This is a genomic window from Streptomyces sp. NPDC037273, assembly GCF_055603625.1.
This window is the reverse complement of record NZ_JBVJVO010000009.1, coordinates 1-17,983: the sequence shown is the minus strand read 5'-3', so window position 1 is coordinate 17,983 and position 17,983 is coordinate 1. Positions and strand designations below refer to the sequence as shown.

The 17,983-nt window shown below is 72.9% G+C and carries 16 protein-coding genes; 12 read left to right on the top strand and 4 right to left on the bottom strand.

Annotated elements, in window-relative coordinates:
• Positions 1–71: 71 nt before the first annotated feature.
• Entirely contained in the window at positions 72–1,502 is a 1,431-nt protein-coding gene (argH, locus tag ACZ7G1_RS23550) for an argininosuccinate lyase (protein ID WP_470875820.1), read from the top strand.
• 88 nt (positions 1,503–1,590) lie between these two features.
• On the opposite strand, the gene ACZ7G1_RS23545 is transcribed toward argH, so the two are convergent.
• On the bottom strand, positions 1,591–2,175 hold the full coding sequence (locus tag ACZ7G1_RS23545; RefSeq protein ID WP_470875821.1) for a GNAT family N-acetyltransferase: 585 nt from the start codon (positions 2,173–2,175) through the stop codon (positions 1,591–1,593).
• Positions 2,176–2,245: 70 nt separating this feature from the next.
• On the opposite strand from ACZ7G1_RS23545, the gene ACZ7G1_RS23540 reads away from it, so the two are divergent.
• Together ACZ7G1_RS23540 and ACZ7G1_RS23535 are read left to right on the top strand one after the other, a co-directional pair.
• Positions 2,246–2,797, top strand: coding sequence for a TetR/AcrR family transcriptional regulator (locus tag ACZ7G1_RS23540; RefSeq protein WP_470875822.1), 552 nt, complete (start codon positions 2,246–2,248; stop codon positions 2,795–2,797).
• A complete protein-coding gene (locus ACZ7G1_RS23535) occupies positions 2,794–4,338 on the top strand; it encodes an MFS transporter (RefSeq protein ID WP_470875824.1) in 1,545 nt (514 codons plus the stop codon). Before ACZ7G1_RS23540 ends, ACZ7G1_RS23535 begins: the two co-directional genes overlap by 4 nt.
• A gap of 80 nt (positions 4,339–4,418) precedes the next feature.
• Here ACZ7G1_RS23535 and ACZ7G1_RS23530 read toward each other — a convergent pair whose 3' ends face one another.
• Positions 4,419–5,090, bottom strand: a complete 672-nt coding sequence (locus ACZ7G1_RS23530) for a lysophospholipid acyltransferase family protein (protein WP_017241764.1) — start codon at positions 5,088–5,090, stop codon at positions 4,419–4,421.
• A gap of 245 nt (positions 5,091–5,335) precedes the next feature.
• On the opposite strand from ACZ7G1_RS23530, the gene ACZ7G1_RS23525 reads away from it, so the two are divergent.
• The 3 genes from ACZ7G1_RS23525 to ACZ7G1_RS23515 all read left to right on the top strand — a co-directional run bounded on the left by ACZ7G1_RS23525 (position 5,336) and on the right by ACZ7G1_RS23515 (position 7,760).
• Positions 5,336–6,526: a glycerophosphodiester phosphodiesterase gene (locus ACZ7G1_RS23525; RefSeq protein ID WP_470875825.1), complete on the top strand. Its 1,191-nt coding sequence runs from the start codon at positions 5,336–5,338 to the stop codon at positions 6,524–6,526.
• A gap of 109 nt (positions 6,527–6,635) precedes the next feature.
• Positions 6,636–7,229, top strand: coding sequence for a sigma-70 family RNA polymerase sigma factor (locus ACZ7G1_RS23520; RefSeq protein ID WP_470875826.1), 594 nt, complete (start codon positions 6,636–6,638; stop codon positions 7,227–7,229).
• A 36-nt stretch (positions 7,230–7,265) separates the two neighbouring features.
• Positions 7,266–7,760 (top strand): GNAT family N-acetyltransferase, encoded by a 495-nt coding sequence (locus ACZ7G1_RS23515; protein WP_470875827.1) that lies wholly within the window; start codon positions 7,266–7,268, stop codon positions 7,758–7,760.
• Here the strand turns inward: ACZ7G1_RS23515 and ACZ7G1_RS23510 are convergent.
• Both ACZ7G1_RS23510 and ACZ7G1_RS23505 read right to left on the bottom strand, forming a co-directional pair.
• Complete coding sequence (locus tag ACZ7G1_RS23510; protein WP_470875828.1) at positions 7,757–8,173, bottom strand: hypothetical protein; 417 nt, start codon at positions 8,171–8,173, stop codon at positions 7,757–7,759. The genes ACZ7G1_RS23515 and ACZ7G1_RS23510 overlap by 4 nt on opposite strands.
• A gap of 2 nt (positions 8,174–8,175) precedes the next feature.
• Positions 8,176–8,538, bottom strand: coding sequence for a hypothetical protein (locus ACZ7G1_RS23505; protein ID WP_470875829.1), 363 nt, complete (start codon positions 8,536–8,538; stop codon positions 8,176–8,178).
• Between the two features lie 504 nt (positions 8,539–9,042).
• Between ACZ7G1_RS23505 and ACZ7G1_RS23500 the strand changes: the two genes are divergently transcribed.
• From ACZ7G1_RS23500 to cobT, 6 genes are all read left to right on the top strand, one after another.
• Positions 9,043–10,140 carry a methionine ABC transporter ATP-binding protein gene (locus ACZ7G1_RS23500; protein WP_470875830.1) on the top strand — a complete coding sequence of 366 codons (1,098 nt, stop codon included), beginning with the start codon at positions 9,043–9,045 and terminating at the stop codon, positions 10,138–10,140.
• Positions 10,137–10,805 carry a methionine ABC transporter permease gene (locus ACZ7G1_RS23495; RefSeq protein ID WP_470875831.1) on the top strand — a complete coding sequence of 223 codons (669 nt, stop codon included), beginning with the start codon at positions 10,137–10,139 and terminating at the stop codon, positions 10,803–10,805. The genes ACZ7G1_RS23500 and ACZ7G1_RS23495 overlap by 4 nt, the downstream gene beginning before the upstream one ends.
• Before the next feature lie 113 nt (positions 10,806–10,918).
• Positions 10,919–11,779 carry a MetQ/NlpA family ABC transporter substrate-binding protein gene (locus ACZ7G1_RS23490; protein WP_470875832.1) on the top strand — a complete coding sequence of 287 codons (861 nt, stop codon included), beginning with the start codon at positions 10,919–10,921 and terminating at the stop codon, positions 11,777–11,779.
• 208 nt (positions 11,780–11,987) lie between these two features.
• Complete coding sequence (locus tag ACZ7G1_RS23485) at positions 11,988–12,623, top strand: GNAT family N-acetyltransferase (RefSeq protein ID WP_470875833.1); 636 nt, start codon at positions 11,988–11,990, stop codon at positions 12,621–12,623.
• 72 nt (positions 12,624–12,695) lie between these two features.
• On the top strand, positions 12,696–13,979 hold the full coding sequence (gene cbiE / locus ACZ7G1_RS23480; protein WP_470875834.1) for a precorrin-6y C5,15-methyltransferase (decarboxylating) subunit CbiE: 1,284 nt from the start codon (positions 12,696–12,698) through the stop codon (positions 13,977–13,979).
• 354 nt (positions 13,980–14,333) lie between these two features.
• Entirely contained in the window at positions 14,334–17,858 is a 3,525-nt protein-coding gene (cobT, locus tag ACZ7G1_RS23475; protein WP_470875836.1) for a nicotinate-nucleotide--dimethylbenzimidazole phosphoribosyltransferase, read from the top strand.
• The last annotated feature ends 125 nt before the right edge of the window (positions 17,859–17,983 follow it).

The window sequence follows — 17,983 nt, the reverse complement described above, 5'->3', positions numbered from 1 at the left end:
GGCGGTCCGCATAGTTATGCCTATCAACATCGACCTCGTGTCTTCCGCCCACGTCCGATCGAGGAGCAGCAGTGAGCAGCAACAACGGTGACGTCCGGCTCTGGGGCGGCCGGTTCGCCGACGGCCCCGCCGAGGCCCTCGCGAAGCTGTCCGCGTCGGTCCACTTCGACTGGCGTCTCGCGCCGTACGACATCGCCGGCTCCCGAGCCCACGCGCGCGTGCTGCACAAGGCGGGCCTGCTCACCGAGGACGAGCTGACGCGCATGCTGGCGGGTCTCGACCGGCTGGAGGCGGACGTCGCCGACGGGTCCTTCGTCGGAACCATCGCCGACGAGGACGTCCACACCGCCCTGGAGCGCGGCCTCCTGGAGCGCCTCGGCCCGGACCTCGGCGGCAAGCTGCGGGCCGGCCGGTCCAGGAACGACCAGGTCGCCACGCTCTTCCGGATGTACCTGCGGGACCACGCCCGGATCATCGGCGGCCTCGTCGCCGAGCTCCAGGACGCGCTCGTCGGGCTCGCCGAGGCGCACCCGGACGTCGCCATGCCGGGCCGTACGCACCTCCAGCACGCCCAGCCGGTGCTCTTCGCCCACCACGTCCTGGCCCACGTCCAGTCCCTCTCCCGGGACGCGGAGCGGCTGCGGCAGTGGGACACCCGTACCGCGGTCTCCCCGTACGGCTCCGGCGCCCTCGCGGGCTCCTCGCTCGGGCTCGACCCGGAGGCGGTCGCGAAGGACCTCGGCTTCGAGCGGGGTTCGGCCGGCAACTCGATCGACGGGACGGCCTCCCGTGACTTCGTCGCCGAGTTCGCCTTCATCACCGCGATGATCGGCATCAACCTCTCGCGGATCGCGGAGGAGATCATCATCTGGAACACGAAGGAGTTCTCCTTCGTGACCCTCCACGACGCCTTCTCGACCGGCTCGTCGATCATGCCGCAGAAGAAGAACCCGGACATCGCCGAGCTGGCCCGGGGCAAGTCCGGCCGCCTCATCGGCAACCTGTCGGGCCTCCTCGCCACCCTCAAGGCCCTCCCGCTCGCGTACAACCGCGACCTCCAGGAGGACAAGGAGCCGGTCTTCGACTCCTGCGACCAGCTGGAGGTCCTGCTCCCCGCCTTCACCGGCATGATGGCCACGCTCACGGTGAACCGCGCGCGCATGGAGGAGCTGGCCCCGGCCGGCTTCTCGCTGGCGACGGACATCGCGGAGTGGCTGGTCAAGCAGGGCGTGCCGTTCCGGGTGGCGCACGAGGTCGCCGGCGAGTGCGTCAAGGTCGCCGAGTCCGAGGGCAAGGAGCTCGACGAGCTCACCGACGAGCAGTTCGCCAAGATCTCCGAGCACCTCACCCCCGAGGTCCGCACCGTCCTCAACGTCCCCGGCGCCCTCGCCTCCCGCGACGGCCGCGGCGGCACCGCCCCCTCCGCCGTCGCCACCCAGCTCGTCGAGGTCAAGGCCGACCTCGTCATCCAGCACGCCTGGTCCACCGCCAAGCAGAAGTAGTCCCGCACGCGGGACTCCGCACGTCACCGAGGCGCCGCCCCCTCCGGGCGGCGCCTCGGCGCGTTCCGGCCCGCGCGGCACTGCGGGTTCAGGCGCCCGGCCGCCCCGGGTCGCCCGCGCGCCGGACGTGCAGGTGGCCGTCGCGGGGGAAGGCGGGCGGTGTGGCCGGCAGGACGCGGTCGAGGGCGTAACCGCTCTTCGAGGCGACGCGGCACGAGGCCGCGTTGTCGACCTGGTGCAGCAGGTCGAGCCGCTCCAGACCGTCTCGCCCGAAGGTCCCGAAGGCCCACTCCGTGAGCGCCTCAAGGGCGCGCGGGGCGACGCCCTTCCCGCGCGCGGGCGCGGTGGTCCAGTAGCCGACCTCGGCCGCCGGGCCGCCGGGAGAGACCCCCTTGAGGACCGCGTGGCCCACCAAGGCCCCCTCCTCCCCGCCGCGCCCTTCCTCCAGGACCGCGAAGGCGAACTGTTCCCCGGTGGCCCAGCCCCGCTGCCGGCTCTCCAGCCACCGCGCCGCGTCGGCCTCGTCGTCCACCCGGTGGCTCGTCCACCGGCGCAGTACGGGGTCCTGGCACGCCTCGACGAGCGAGGGGACGTCCCGGGCGCACCAGGGGCGGAGGACGAGGGCGGGGAGGGCCGCTGTCGCGGCGGCCCGCAGGGTGACGGAAGGGTCCATCGGTCGAGCATAGGGCGAAGCTCATCCCAAGAATGAGACACGAACGTCTCATTCGGTGTATGGTTGTCTCATGTCAGTCGATCGCACGCAGGTGCTCCGCACCGCCGCCGCCCTGCTCTCGCGCAAGGCGACCGCCACCATGGACGAGGTCGCCCGCGCGGCGGGGATCGGCCGGGCGACGCTGCACCGGCACTTCGCCGGGCGGGACGCGCTGGTGCGGGCGCTCGAGGAGCTGGGGCTGCAGGAGCTGGAGGCCGCGCACGACCGGGCCAGGACCGAGGAAGGGCCGGCCGACGAGGCCGTGCGCCGGCTCGTGGCCGAGGTGGAGCCCGTCGCGCCGCTGCTGTCGTTCCTGGTGACCGAGAACCAGCTGTTCGAGGGCGACCAGCAGAACGAGGGCTGGGAACGCCTCGACGCCCGGGTCTCCGCGCTGTTCCGGCGCGGCCAGGACGAAGGCGTCTTCCGGATCGACCTGACCCCCGCCTGGCTCACCGAGGCCTTCTACGGGCTCATCGGCTCCGGCGCCTGGGCCGTACAGGACGGCCGGGTCGCCGCCAAGGACTTTCAGTACATGATCACCGAGCTGCTGCTCGGTGGAGCGCGCAGGAGCGTGGAGAAGTGACCACCAGCACCCTCAAGAGCAAGAGCCATATCGAGGGCGTGCGCCGCCCCGGCCGGTGGCTCGCCCTTTCCGTCCTCGTCCTGGCCGTGCTCCTCGTGGCGGTCGACGCCACGGTGCTCGGCCTCGCGACCCCGTTCCTCTCCGAGGACCTCAAGCCGTCCGGCACACAGCTGCTCTGGATCGGCGACGTCTACTCCTTCGTCATCGCCGGACTCCTGGTCTCCATGGGCAGCCTCGGCGACCGCATCGGCCGCAAGAAGCTGCTGCTGATCGGCGCCACCGCCTTCGGCGCCGTCTCGGTCCTGAACGCCTACGCGACCAGCCCCGAGATGATGATCGTGGCCCGCGCGCTCCTCGGCGTCGCCGGCGCGACCCTGATGCCGTCCACCCTGGCGCTCATCCGGAACCTCTTCCACGACCCGCGCGAGCGCAGCCTCGCCATCGGCATCTGGGGTGCCATGGCCTCGGCCGGCGCCGCCGTCGGACCGGTCGTCGGCGGGTTCCTCCTGGAGCACTTCTGGTGGGGCTCGGTCTTCCTCATCAACCTGCCCGTCATGGCCGTCCTGGTCCTCGTCGGCATCAAGCTGATCCCCGAGTCGAAGAACCCGAACCCGGGCCCCTGGGACCTGCCCAGCGTCGCGCTCTCCCTCGTCGGCATGATCGGCGTCGTCTACGCGGTCAAGGAACTGGCCTCGCACGGCCTCTCCCTCGACGCGGGCATCGCCGCCGCCGCCGGTGCCGCCGCCCTGGCCTGGTTCGTCCGCCGGCAGCTGACCCTGCCCGCGCCGCTCCTGGACATGCGCCTGTTCCGCCACCGCGGCTTCTCCGGCGCGGTCCTCGCCGACCTGCTGACCATCCTCGGCCTCTCCGGCCTGGTGTTCTTCCTGTCGCAGTTCTTCCAGCTGGTCCAGGGCCGTCAGCCGCTTGAGGCCGGTCTCGCCGAGCTGCCCGCCGCGATCGGTGCCGTCACCGCCGGTCTGATCGCCGGTGTCGTCGCCCGCCGCTTCTCCGTGCGGTCCGTGGTGGCCGGCGGTCTCGCGGCGGTCGGCCTCTCCCTCGCGGTCCTGACGACGATCGACCGGAGCACCGGCTACCCGATGCTCGGTGCCGCGCTGCTCGTCGTCGGCGTGGGCGCCGGCTTCGCGTTCACCGTCACCGCCGACGTGATCCTCTCCAGCGTCCCGAAGGAGCAGGCCGGCTCCGCCTCCGCCGTCTCCGAGACGGCGTACGAGCTCGGCGCCGCCCTCGGCATCGCCGTCCTCGGCTCCATCGTGACCGGCGTCTACCAGGGCTTCGCCACCCCGGCCGGCGTTCCCTCCGGCGTCGCGTCGGCCGCCCACGAGTCGCTCGGCGGCGCGGTCGAGGCCTCCGGCGCCCTCGCCCCGGAGACCGCGACGGCCCTGGTCTCGGCCGCCCAGGAGGCGTTCGTCGACGGCCTGCGGATCGCGGCCGGCGTCGGCGCGGCGGTCCTCCTCGCGACCGCGGTCGCGGCCTGGTTCCTGCTGAAGGGCCAGAAGCTGGAGGACGGCGTCGAGCACTGACGCACCCGGCACACGCGAAAGCGCCCCGCTCGGTCACCGACCGAGCGGGGCGCTCTCGTACGAGTCCGGAGCTCCGGGCCCTACGCGGCCTTCGCCTTCGTGGCGTACATGTCCACGTACTCCTGACCGGAAAGACGCATCACCTCGGCCATCACCGAGTCCGTCACCGCCCGCAGCACATAGCGGTCGCGGTCCATCCCGTCGTACCGGGAGAACTCCATCGGCTCGCCGAAGCGGACCGTCACCCGGCCCGGCCGGGGGAGCCCCGCGCCGCCCGGCTGGATCTTGTCGGTGCCGATCATCGCGAACGGGATCACCGGTGCGCCCGTCATCAGGGTGAGCCGGGCGATGCCGGTACGGCCCCGGTAGAGGCGGCCGTCGGGGGAGCGGGTGCCCTCCGGGTAGATCGAGAAGATCTTGCCCTCCTCCAGGACCCGGCGCCCGGTCATCAGCGCCGCGACACCGCCGCGGCCGCCGTCCCGGTCCACCGGGATCATGCCGACGCTGGTGAAGAACCAGGCCATCGCCCGGCCCTTGACGCCCTTGCCCGTCACGTACTCGTCCTTGCCGATGAAGTAGACCGGGCGGTCCAGGCAGATCGGCATGATCATCGAGTCGATGAAGGTCAGGTGGTTGCCCGCGAGGATGACGGGACCGGTGCCCGGGATGTTCTCGGCGCCCTCGACGCGGGGGCGGAACATCAGGCGCATGACCGGCCCCAGCACTGCCTTGATGATCGCGAGACGGGACAACGGTTCCTCCGGGATGACGCGGGTCAGTCGAGCGAGTCAGCGTGCGAGTCAGTCGGGCTGACGGTGCAGCTGGCGACGATACTCGCGGGTCACCGCCGCCCGCACATCGGGTTCACGGACTGGATACGCAGTGTTGACGTGAGTTTCCGCCATGTTCGACCGAGGTCTGCCGCCCGTAGGGCCGTCTTGCCTAGCGTCGGAACCTCCCGATGACAGGTACGGGACATCACACAGGAGGAGCCTTCATGACACAGGGTGCGCACCCGAGCCCGGCGCGGCGGACCGTTCTCGGAGCGGCAGGAGCGGCGGCGGTACTGGGGGCCGCGACGGTCCTGCCCGCCGGCACCGCCCACGCCGACGAGGCCAGGGGCGCCGAGGCCCGGGACGGCGGGACCCGAGGCGGGGGCCGCGGCTACCGCTCCCTCCCCGTCCCCACCGTCATCGCCCACCGCGGCGCCAGCGGCTACCGCCCCGAGCACACCCTCGGCTCCTACCGGCACGCCCTCGACCTCGGCGCCCACGTCATCGAGCAGGACCTCGTCCCCACCAAGGACGGCCACCTCGTCTGCCGCCACGAGAACGACATCACCGGCACCACCGACGTCGCCGACCACCCCGAGTTCGCCTCCCGCAGGACCACCAAGAGCGTCGACGGCACCTCGATCACCGGCTGGTTCACCGAGGACTTCACGCTCGCCGAGCTCAAGACCCTGCGCGCCAAGGAGCGCATCCCCGGCGTCCGCCAGGAGAACACCCTGTACGACGGCCGCTGGACGGTTCCCACCTTCGAGGAGGTGCTGCGCTGGGCCGACGAGGAGGGCCGCCGCCGGGGCCGCGAGATCTGGCTCCACGTCGAGACCAAGCACCCCACCTACTTCCGCGGCCTCGGCCTCGGCCTCGAAGAGCGGCTCGCCCGGCTGCTGCGCCGGTACGGACGCCACCGCGCGCACTCCCCGGTCTTCCTCCAGTCCTTCGAGCCGAGCAGCATCCAGCGGCTCGCCGAGCTGGTCGACTCCCCGCGGGTGGTCCTGCTCTCCGGCGCGGCCACCCGCCCCTGGGACTTCGTCCAGGCCGGGGACCCGCGCACGGTCGCCGACCTCGTCACCCCGGCCGGCCTGAGCTGGATCGCCTCGTACGCGCAGGGCATCGGCCCGACGCTCGACCTCGTCATCCCCAAGGACGCGAGCGGCCGGCTCGGCACCCTCACCACCCTGGTCCGCGACGCCCACGCCGAGGGACTGATCCTCCACCCCTACACGCACCGCAACGAGAACACCTTCCTGCCCGCCGACTTCCGCCGCGGCACGGACCCCAACGCCTACGGCGACTCCTTCGGCGCCCTCAAGCGCTACCTGGAGACCGGCATCGACGGCATCTTCTCCGACAACACCGACACCGCCCTCCTCGCCGCCGCGGACCTCACGAACCGCCCCTGAACCCGCGGGGGGCCGTACGGGTGAGGCGTCCGCGCCCGTACGACCCCCTCCCGGGTGGTTTACGCCCCGCACCGCAACCGCCCCCGCGCCCCCCGGCATCGTGCCGGTCATGACCACCCCCACCACGCCCGCGCCCCCCACCGCCCGGGCCTCCGTGTCCGCGTCCGACACCGCGCCGGGCCTCCTCGCCGCGCTCGCCCCGCTGCTCGCGGCCGAGTCGGACGCCGAGGCGCCGGCCGCCGGCATCGAGCCCGGCGACCTGGAACAGGCCGTCTGGCTCCGGCTCCTGGAGCGGCTGCGGGAGACCGGGGCCGCACCGGAGCGGCCCGCCGAATGGCTGCGCAGGGCGGTACGCGCGGAAGCCCGCCGGGCCAGGCGGACCAGCGACCGCGAGCGCCCCTACCGGGACGAGCCCGTCCACGAGGCGGACGGCGCCGAGCCCCACGGCTCGCCCGAGCACTCCCTGATGGCCGCCGAGGGCCGCCGTACCCTGCGGGCCGCCGTCACCCGGACGCCCGGCCGCTGCCCCCGGGTGCTCGCCGCGATGCTCGACCCGGAGGACCACACCTACCGGGAAATCGCAGGAGAGTTGGGTATCTCACAGGGGAGTCTGGGGCCGACGCGTTCCCGTTGCCTGGGATGCCTGCGCAGAATGCTGGCTGCAGAGGTTCCCGCCCCCGGTCGACGGGGAAGGGTGCGGTAAACCGATGATCGACAGATGAGCGGGAGGCGTGCACACATGGGCCTGAGTGTGACCATCTCAGCAGCGGACGAGCAGGACGCGGAGCACATCCTGAAGCTGCAGTACCTCTGCTACCAGAGCGAGGCGGAGCTCTACGGGGACTGGTCCATCGAACCCCTCACCCAGTCGCTCGACGCCCTGCGCGCCGAACTCCGCGACGGCCACGGTCTCGTGGCCCGGCTCGGCGACGAGATCGTCGCCTCCGTGCGGGCCCGCCTCGACGAGGACGGCACCGTGCGGATCGCCAAGCTGATCGTCCACCCCCGCATGCAGCGCCACGGCCTCGGCGGCCGCCTCCTCGACGGCATCGAGCGCCACTACGGCTCCGGCGCCGAGCAGCTCCCCGAAGCACCCGCCAAGCGCTTCCAGCTCTTCACCGGCCACCGCAGCGAGGGCAACCTCCGGCTCTACCGCAGCAAGGGGTACGAGCAGGTCGCCACCCGCGAGCTCGGCCCCAGGATCACCCTGGTGACCCTGGAGAAGGCGGCCTAGGCTGCCTTGGCCGCCCTCCGCAGCCACCAGATGCCGGTCAGCGGCAGCAGCACCGGAATGAAGATGTAGCCGTACCCGAAGTCCGACCAGACCGTCGCGTCGGGGAAGGCGGACGGCTCCACCAGCGTCCAGGTCCCCACGATCAGCACGCCCGCGAGCTCGGCGGCGCAGCACACCAGCGCCGCCCTGCGGGCCTTCTCCCCGCCGCGTACCAGGGTGTACGTGATGAAGACGTAGACGACCGCGGCCACCGCCGACAGGCCGTACGCGAGCGGCGCACGGTCGAACTCGGTGGCGATCTGGTAGATCGAGCGGGAGACCGCGCCCACCGACATCACGCCGTACAGCCAGACGAGCAGCATGCCCGGGCCGGTGACGAGCCGGGCCTTCCCCTGGGTCTCGGTCGCGGTCATGGTCAGCCCACCGTCCAGATGTCGTAGAGACGTACTTCGAGCACGGCGAGCACGACCGCGCCCGCCGCCACCGTCGCCGAACCCCACCGGCTGCGCTCCGCGAGCGACATGAAGCCGGCGATCGGCACCGCGCACAGCGCGCCGAGGAGATAGGCGACGAAGATGGTCGTCCCCTCCTCGGCCTTCTCGCCGCGCACCAGCTGCACGATGCCGACGACCAGCTGGACCAGGACGAGGAACGTCACCACGGCCATGCCGATGAAGTGCCAGTCCTTGGTGGGCTGGTCCCGGAAGGCGGCGAAGCCGCACCAGGCGGCAAGGGCGAGCGCGGCCACGGAGACCGCGACCGTCAGGGCGTCAAGCATGCGCCCGAGGGTATTACGCCCCGAACCGCCCACGGCGCCCACCCCTCCTCCGGGCCACGCCCGCGCGTGGCCTTGGCCACAACCCGGGCCCCGGACCGGCCCCGCGCCGCCACCACGGGCCCGGCCGTCCCCGCAGGCCACACAAGGGAAAGAGGGGCGGACACGGCATCCCTCCTGTCCGCATGGCATCTCAGCGGCGTCCGCTATTCGGACACGCCCCTGGCGTTCGCAGCTGCGCATGTTTTACTTGCAGACATGACCACGACGAGCAGCCGCACCCTTGCGACCGAGGCGACCATGACGCCCGGTGCTCGTTGTATGTGTCGAATGTGCGCCTTCTGAGGGCCCCCGCCTGAGTCCCGCGCCCCGAAGCGAGACCCGACGGCCGTGCCGATCCACCCGCCTTCCGGCGATGGACCGTGCCCGCCCCCGCGCATCCGCCGCCTCCCGGCCACCCGCCGGACCGGCTTCCGTGCGCCTGACTGTCCGAATGACGAATGCCCCGTGCCCGGCGGACCCCGCGCCGCGCACTCGACAGTGACGGAAACCCCTGTGATCACCACTTCGGGCCTGACCAAGGTCTACGAGTCACGCGGCCGGCAGGTCACCGCCCTGGACGGCGTCGACCTCCACGTCCGCGAGGGCGAGGTCTTCGGCGTGATCGGCCAGAGCGGCGCCGGCAAGTCCTCGCTCATCCGCTGCGTCAACCTCCTGGAGCGCCCCACCTCCGGCACCGTGACCGTCGACGGCGTCGACCTCACCGCGCTCGCCGGCAAGGGCCGCCGCGCGGGCAAGGACCTGCGCCGGGCGCGCAGCAGCATCGGCATGGTCTTCCAGCACTTCAACCTGCTGTCCTCCCGCACGGTCAAGGACAACATCGAGCTCCCCCTGGAGATCCTCGGGGTCTCCGGCGCCGAGCGCTCCCGCCGCGCCCTCGAACTCCTCGACCTGGTCGGCCTCGCCGACAAGGCCAAGTCCTATCCGGGCCAGCTCTCCGGCGGCCAGAAGCAGCGCGTCGGCATCGCCCGCGCCCTCGCCGGCGAGCCCAAGGTCCTCCTCTCCGACGAGGCCACCAGCGCCCTCGACCCGGAGACCACCCGCTCGATCCTCCAGCTCCTGCGCGACCTCAACCGGCAGCTCGGCCTCACCGTCCTGCTGATCACGCACGAGATGGACGTCGTCAAGACCATCTGCGACTCCGCCGCGCTCATGCAGCACGGCCGCGTCGTCGAGTCCGGCACCGTCGGCGAACTCCTCGCCACCCCCGGCTCCCAGCTGGCCGCCGAGCTCTTCCCGGTCGGCGGCGCCGCCACCGGCCCCGACCGCACCGTCGTCGACGTCACCTTCCACGGCGAGGCCGCGACCCAGCCGGTCATCTCCCAGCTGTCCCGCACGTACAACATCGACATCTCGATCCTCGGCGCCGCGATGGACACCGTCGGCGGCAAGCAGATCGGCCGGATGCGGATCGAGCTGCCGGGACGGTACGAGGACAACGTCGTCCCGGTCGGCTTCCTGCGCGAGCAGGGCCTCCAGGTCGAACGGGTGGAGGACACCGTGGAAGACACCGCGCACGTGCTGGTCAAGGAAGGTGCCAAGTGACCTGGTCGGAGATGCAGCCCCTCCTGGAGCAGGGCACCGTCGACACCCTCTACATGGTCCTGTGGGCCACCGTCGTCACCGTGCTCGGCGGCCTGCCGCTCGGCATCCTCCTCGTCCTCACGGACAAGGGCGGACTGCTGCAGAACCGGCCGGTGAACAAGATCGTCGGTGCGATCGTGAACGTCGGGCGTTCGCTGCCCTTCATCATCCTGCTGATCGCCCTGATCCCCTTCACCACCTTCGTCGTCGGCACCTTCATCGGCCCCACCGCGATGATCGTGCCGCTCGCCATCGGCGCCATCCCCTTCTTCGCGCGCCTCGTCGAGACCGCGATCCGCGAGGTCGACCACGGGCTCGTCGAAGCCGTCCAGGCCATGGGCGGCGGCATCCCCACCATCGTCCGCAAGGTCCTGCTCCCGCAGGCCCTGCCCTCGCTGGTCTCGGCCGTCACCACCACCGTGATCGTGCTCATCGGCTACTCGGCGATGGCCGGCGCGGTCGGCGGCGAAGGCCTCGGCTCCAAGGCCGTCACCTACGGATACCAGCGCTTCGACACCACGTTCATGCTGGTCACCGTCGTCGTCCTGGTCCTGATCGTGACCGTCGTCCAGCTCATCGGCGACGGGGTCGTACGACTCCTCGCCCGCCGGGGCCGTACCGCGTAAGGGCTCCCCGGCCACCCAGACTTCGTCCTCCGAGACCCCTCGGAGGATCACGGAGAAACAGCCCGGACTTGTTGTCCAGGCGTCCACCGCACCACCGGAAAGAGGCACTCTTCGTGCGTAAGAACATCAAGCTCACCGCCGGTATCGCCGCCACCGCAGCCCTGGCCCTCGGCCTCACCGCCTGCGGCACCTCCTCGGACCCGTCCTCCACCAAGGACACGGCCGGCTCCGGCGACACCTCCAAGCCGCTCGTCGTCGCCGCGTCCCCGACGCCGCACGCCGACATCCTCAACTTCGTCAAGGACAACCTGGCCGCGAAGGAAGGCCTGAAGCTGGAGGTGAAGGAGTTCACGGACTACGTCCTGCCGAACACCGCCACCGAGTCCGGCCAGGTCGACGCCAACTTCTTCCAGCACAAGCCGTACCTCGACGACTTCAACAAGAAGAACAACACCCACATCGTCCCGGTGGTCAACGTCCACCTGGAGCCGCTGGGCCTCTACTCCAAGAGCCTCAAGTCGGTGAAGGACATCAAGGCCGGCCAGACCATCGCCGTCCCCAACGACACCACCAACGAGGGCCGCGCGCTCCACCTGCTCGCCGAGAACGGCCTCATCACCCTCAAGGACGGTGTCGGCACCGACGCCAAGCTCTCCGACATCACCGACAAGAAGGGCCTGGAGTTCAAGGAGCTGGAGGCCGCCACCGTGCCCCGCGCCCTGAACGACGTGGACGCCGCCGTCGTCAACGGCAACTACGCCATCGAGGCCAAGCTCTCCCCGGCGAAGGACGCCCTCGTCCTGGAGAAGGCGGAGGGCAACCCCTACGCCAACTTCCTCGCCGTCAAGGAGGGCAACGAGAAGGACGCCCGCGTGCAGAAGCTCGCCAAGCTCCTCAACTCGCCCGAGGTGAAGAAGTACATCGAGGACACCTACAAGGGCTCGGTCATCCCGGCCTTCGGCGCCGCCCAGTAAGGCAGGCCCCGAGGTCCGCCGTCCGAGGGACCGTCAGACCGGCTCCCCCGTACAGTCCTTGTGCAGAAGGCCCCCGCATCCCGTCCGGTGCGCGGGGCCTTCGCCGTACCGCCACCCGACACCCCACCCGGCCATGCGCACCGGCGGTCGCATGCTGCATGCTGTGCGTTCACGGTCGATTCGGACGGTCCACGGCATGGAGCTGAGCATGACTACCACCTTTCCGGACATCTCCATCAACACGGACCGGCTGGTGCTGCGCGCGCTCGAAGAGGCGGACGCCCCCGCCCTCGCCGACATGATGAACGACGAGATGGTCGCCGCCTGGACGGCCGTGCCCCAGCCCTACACCGAGGCCGCCGCCCGCCGCTGGATCACCGAGTACGCCCCCGCCGAACGCGCCGCCGGCCGCGGCCTCGACCTCGCCGTCACCGAGTTCCTGACCCAGCGTCTGGTCGGCATCGTCCAGCTCGCCGCCACGAACTGGCGCGTCCGCTCCACCGAGATGTCCTACATCATCGCCCCCTGGGCCCGCGGCGAGGGCTACGCCTCCGAAGCCGCCCTCGCCACCGCCCAGTGGCTCTTCGGCGACCAGAAGTTCGAGCGGATCGAGCTGCGCACCGCGGCCGACAACACCGCCTCCCAGCAGGTCGCCCAGAAGATCGGCTGCATCAGCGAGGGCGTCCTGCGCAACGCGTGCATAGCCCGCACCCGCACCGAGGACGGCAGCTGGACCGACCTGCGCACCGACTTCATCGTCTGGGGCCTCCTCCCCGAGGACCTCGACGGCGTCGCCGACCAGATGGCCGAAGCCGGATACTCCTCGTACACCGACTGGAGCTGAGCCCCCGAGGCGATCCCGGGGTACGCTCGGCACGCCCCCGACCTGCGACAACACCACAGGAGACAGACGACGATGGCCGACCGCGTCACGGTGATCGGCTGGGACGGCTCGCCCCTCACCGCGGCGGCCCGGTCCGCTCTCTCCGCCGCCACCCTGGTGGCCGGCGCCCCCCACCACCTGGCGCTGCCCGAGGTCCCCGCCGACGCCGAACGCATCCGCCTCGGCAGCCTCGACCTCGCCGCCCGCCGCATCGCGGGCCACCGCGGCACCGCCGTCGTCCTCGCCGACGGCGACCCCGGCTTCTTCGGCGTCGTCCGCACCCTGCGCGCCCCCGAGTACGGCCTGGAGATCGAGGTCGTGCCCGCCGTCTCCGCGGTCGCCGCCGCCTTCGCCCGGGCCGGCATGCCCTGGGAGGACGCCCGCGTCGTCGTCGCCCACCAGCGCACCCTGCGGCGCGCCGTGAACGTCTGCCGCGCCCACCCCAAGGTCGCCGTCCTCACCTCGCCCGGCGCCGGACCGGCCGAACTCGCCCTCCTCCTCGACGGCGTCCACCGCACCTTCGTCGTCTGCGAGGAACTCGGCACCGACCGCGAGCAGGTCTCCGTCCTCACCTCCGACAAGGCCGCCGACCACGTCTGGCGCGACCCCAACGTCGTCCTCGTCATCGGCGGCGGCGGCACCGGCCCCGTCACCCCCGGCAGCGCCTGGCTCACCGGCCAGGACCCCGCCGCCAGGACCGTACGGGGCTGGGGGCTGCCCCCCGAGGAATACGCCCCCGTGGAGTACGCCCCCGAGGGCCGCGGCCAGGCAGCCGCCACGGCCCCCACCGCGCGGCCAGGGACCCGGACCACGGCGGGGGAGGACCCCGCCCTGCGCGCCGCCCAACTGGCCCGCCTCGGCCCCCGCGTCGGCGACCTCGTCTGGGACATCGGCTGCGCGGGCGGCGCCTTCGCCGTCGAAGCCGCCCGCTTCGGCGCCGCCGTCATCGCCGTGGACACCGACCCGGCCGCCTGCGCCCGCACCGAGGCCGCCGCCCGCCGCCACGGCGTCCCCCTGCAGACCGTCCAGGGCCGCGCCCCGCACGTCCTCGAACGACTGCCCGAACCCGATGTCGTAAGAGTCGCCGGCGGCGGCGTCCCCGTCGTCACGGCCTGCGCCGACCGGCGACCCGAACGGATCGTCGCCCACGCCTCCACCCGCGACGAGGCCGAGGCCATCGGCGCCGCCCTCGCCGACGGCGGCTACACCGTGGAGAGCCTCCTCCTCCAGACCGTCGGTCTCGACCCCTCCGACTGGTCGGAACGCGACCGCTCCGTCGTCTTCCTGCTCACCGGCCGCAGACCGGGCGTCTCCTAGTGCCCGTGGTTCCCAGGGATCCCGCGGACCCCGGGGATCCCACCCGTGACCTGGCCGCCCCGCCGGGGCAGGGTAGGCTGGCCGATTGTTGTACCGCACCCGGACGTTCGACGCTCTGTGCGCCAATGTCCTGAATCGGTGGCCGCTTTGTGCCGTTGATGTGGTGCGGGACCGGGGGGACCGCGCGACGTGGCGCAGTCCACAGCGCACCGTGGCGGATCTTCCTGTCACGATGGCCGAGGACCGCGACAATGAGTGGGTGTCCGCGCGTCCTTCGTGCCGCGCGGCGCGCGCGCTCGTTGTTGTCGACGGGCGCAGGTCTGAAGGAGCACAAGCGATGGGCGAGGGGTACGCATGACGGACACCGGCCAGGTCCCGGGCGAGGGACTGCCGGAGAACGCAGGCATGGTGGAGCAGCCGGGCATCCCCGCACCGGGCGCTTACACCTTCCTGGACCCCTCCGGACACACCACCGAGGACGACGACATCCTGCTCATGCCGGGTGCCCAGGGCGCCTGGAGCGAGCACCCGCCGGGCGTCGTGCCCGCGCCGCCGGTCGCCGTACCGGCCCCCGTGGTCCCGAACCAGGCCGTGCCCCACCAGGGCGTCCCGCAGCCCGCGGCCCCGATGGGCGACCCGCTCACCGGCCCCCTCGCCGACCCGCTGACGGGCCCGCTCCCCGACTCGGTCGCCCTCGCCGACGTGCTCACCGCCCCGCAGGGCCAGACCCCGCCGCAGGGCGTCCCGCTCGGCCACACCGGCACCCCGGCGCACGGCGTCCCCGCCGCGCCGTACGAGCAGGTCGTCACCGACCACGGCTACGAGCCCGGCATCCTCGACACCGGCGCGCACGAGGCCGCCGGCCGCGACTCCGGCTCCGTCGACCTCGGCGGCGTCCGCGTCCCGCCGCCCGGCACGGCCCCGGTCCCGCCGCCCGCCCGCCGCCCGCTGCACATGGGCCCGCCCGTGCCCGACGCCACCGGTGGCGTCGTGCTCTCGCTCGCCGACCGCGGCCCCGCCGCCGCGCCCGCCCCGGCGCCGCAGGCCGTCCCGGTCGTGGCCACCGAGCCCGCGCCCTTCCCCGTACGCAACCCGGGACCGCCCACCACCGGCCCGGAGTACTTCGACATCCCGCAGGACCAGCAGCTCGCCCCCCAGGGCGCCGAGCCCTGGGCCGCCGCGCCCCCGGCCGCCTTCCCCGCAGAAACGGTCGTCCCGCAGGCCGCCCAGTTCGTCCAGGTCGAAGGCACCGTCCCCACGGCCCCCCACCTGGCCCCGACCCCGGCCCCCGAGCCGGCCCACGACGCGGACCCGCAGCAGCCGACCGAGCCCGTCGCCGAGCCCGTCGCCGAAGCGGCCGAACCCGTCGAGGCCGCCGCTGAAGAAGCCGAGGCCGTCGCGCCCGCCGCCGACGCCGTGGTGCCCGCCGTGGTGGCGGAGGCCGAGGCCGTCGTACCCGCCGCCGAGGAGCCCGCTCCCGAAGCGGCCGTCGAGACCCCGGACGAGGCCCCCGTCGCCGACGCACAGGCCACCGTGCCCGCGCCGCGCGAGGGCGAGCCCGCCGCCGAGAACCCCGCGCAGGCGGACGCCGTCGAGCCCGAGGCCATCGAGCCCGAGGCCGTCGCCGCCGCGCCTGAGGCCGTGGCGTCCGAGGCCGTCGTCCTCGCGCCCGAGGCCGCAGAGCAGGCCGTCGAGGCCGAGGCCCAGCCCGAGGCCGTCGCCGTACCGGCGCAGCCGGCCGAGGCCGCGACGGAGCCCGTCGCCGACGGCGAGCCGGTGGCCGAGCCGGCCGCCGAGTCCGTCACCGAGCCGGCCGCCGAGTCCGTCGTGGAGCCGGTCGTCGACCCCGTCGTCGCGCCGGAGACCCCCGCGGAGCAGGCCTCCGAGGAGGCTCCCGTGGAGGCGGTCGCCGAGGAGATCCCCGTCGTCGCGCCGGACGCCCCGGAAAGCGCCCCCGAGCAGGCCCCGGCGGCGCAGGACGCCCCCGAGGCGCCGCAGGCCGAGGTCGAGGCCGAGGCCCCCGTGGACACCGAGGCCGTCGCCGCCGCGGACGCGGAGGCCGCCCCCGAGCCGGAGGCCGTGGTCGCCGAGGCCGCCGAGCCCGCGACCGACTCCGACGAGGACCCCGCCGCGGAGGCCGCGCAGAGCGCCCCCGCACCCGGGTACGCCGACGCCGAGCGCGAGGCCGTCCTGCGGGTCATGCGCGAGCGCCGGGACATCCGCAACGGCTTCCGGTCCGACCCGATCCCGCACGAGGTGCTGCTCAGGGTCCTGGAGGCCGCTCACACGGCCCCCAGCGTCGGCCACTCCCAGCCGTGGGACTTCGTCGTCATCCGCTCCGCCGAGACCCGGCAGACGATGCACGAGCTGGCCCAGCGGCAGCGCGAGGCGTACGCGAAGTCGCTGCCGAAGGCCCGGGCCAAGCAGTTCAAGGAACTGAAGATCGAGGCCATCCTCGACACCCCGGTCAACATCGTCGTGACCGCCGACCCCACCCGGGGCGGCCGCCACACCCTCGGCCGCTACACGCAGCCGCAGATGGCCCCGTACTCCTCGGCGCTCGCCGTCGAGAACCTCTGGCTCGCGGCCCGCGCCGAGGGCCTGGGCGTCGGCTGGGTCAGCTTCTTCGACGAGCGCGAGATGGTCCGCGCCCTCGGCCTCCCCGAGCACCTCGAAGTGGTCGCGTACCTCTGCGTGGGTTACGTCGACGAGTTCCCGGACGAGCCCGAGCTGGCCCAGGCGGGCTGGTCCAAGCGCCGCCCGCTGGCCTGGGTCGTCCACGAGGAGACGTACGGCCGCCGCGCCCTGCCCGGCGAGGAGCCGCACGACTTGCTTCAGGAGACCGTCGCCAACATCCGCCCGCTGGACGCCAAGGCGCTCGGCGAGGCCTGGGAGCGGCAGAAGCGGATGACCAAGCCGGCCGGCGCGCTCGGCATGCTGGAGATCATCTCCGCCCAGCTCTCCGGACTCTCCCGGGTCTGCCCGCCGCCGATCCCGGAGCCCGCCGCCGTCGCGATCTTCGCCGGCGACCACGGCGTCCACGCCCAGGGCGTCACGCCCTGGCCGCAGGAGGTCACCGGCCAGATGGTCGCGAACTTCCTCGGCGGGGGAGCGGTCTGCAACGCCTTCGCGAACCAGGTCGGTGCCGAGGTCTGCGTCATCGACGTCGGCGTCGCCTCCGAGCTCCCGGCCACCCCCGGCCTCCTGCCCCGCAAGGTCCGCCCGGGCACTGGCGACTTCACCACCGGTCTCGCGATGACCCGCGACGAGGTGCTCGCCGCGATCGAGGTCGGCATCGAGACCGCCCGCGACCTCGTCGCCGCCGGCAACAAGGCGATCCTCACCGGCGAGATGGGCATCGCGAACACCACCGCGTCCGCCGCGCTCATCTCGGTCTACACCGGCGTCGACGCCGCCGAGGTCACCGGCCGCGGCACCGGCATCAACGACGAGACCCACGCCCGCAAGGTCGACGTGGTGCGCCGCGCCCTCGACCTGCACAAGCCGGACGCGGCGGACCCGATCGGCGTCCTCTCGGCGATCGGCGGCCTGGAGCACGCGGCCCTCGTCGGCCTGATCCTGGGCGCGGCCTCGCTCCGCACCCCGGTCATCCTCGACGGCGTCTCCACCGGCGCGGCGGCCCTCGTCGCCCGCGCCATCGCCCCCGAGTCGCTCGCGGCCTGCATCGCCGGCCACCGCAGCGCCGAGCCCGGTCACGTCGCCGCGCTCAACAAGCTGGGCCTGCGCCCGCTGGTCGACCTCGACCTCCGCCTCGGCGAAGGCACCGGCGCCCTGCTCGCGCTCCCGCTCGTCCAGAGCGCCGCCCGCGCCATGCACGAGGTCGCCACCTTCGACTCGGCGGGCGTCACCGAGAAGTAGGACGCGCACGCGTCCACGACCCGGGGGGGGGCCCTTTTCCTCGCGGAGCGGGGGGGGGGGGGGGGGGGGACAAAAGGAGAGGGAACTACAAAGGGGGAGAACAGGAAAGAACAAAGCCCGAACCC

Bases quoted from the DNA above. Each gene is read 5' to 3' on its own strand.
- ACZ7G1_RS23485 (WP_470875833.1), top strand. From the start codon at position 11,988: ATGACTACCACCTTTCCGGACATCTCCATCAACACGGACCGGCTGGTG.
- ACZ7G1_RS23510 (WP_470875828.1), bottom strand. From the start codon at position 8,173: ATGACCGCGACCGAGACCCAGGGGAAGGCCCGGCTCGTCACCGGCCCG.
- ACZ7G1_RS23525 (WP_470875825.1), top strand. From the start codon at position 5,336: ATGACACAGGGTGCGCACCCGAGCCCGGCGCGGCGGACCGTTCTCGGA.
- ACZ7G1_RS23545 (WP_470875821.1), bottom strand. From the start codon at position 2,175: ATGGACCCTTCCGTCACCCTGCGGGCCGCCGCGACAGCGGCCCTCCCC.
- ACZ7G1_RS23505 (WP_470875829.1), bottom strand. From the start codon at position 8,538: ATGCTTGACGCCCTGACGGTCGCGGTCTCCGTGGCCGCGCTCGCCCTT.
- cbiE (WP_470875834.1), top strand. From the start codon at position 12,696: ATGGCCGACCGCGTCACGGTGATCGGCTGGGACGGCTCGCCCCTCACC.
- ACZ7G1_RS23520 (WP_470875826.1), top strand. From the start codon at position 6,636: ATGACCACCCCCACCACGCCCGCGCCCCCCACCGCCCGGGCCTCCGTG.
- ACZ7G1_RS23540 (WP_470875822.1), top strand. From the start codon at position 2,246: ATGTCAGTCGATCGCACGCAGGTGCTCCGCACCGCCGCCGCCCTGCTC.
- ACZ7G1_RS23515 (WP_470875827.1), top strand. From the start codon at position 7,266: ATGGGCCTGAGTGTGACCATCTCAGCAGCGGACGAGCAGGACGCGGAG.
- cobT (WP_470875836.1), top strand. From the start codon at position 14,334: ATGACGGACACCGGCCAGGTCCCGGGCGAGGGACTGCCGGAGAACGCA.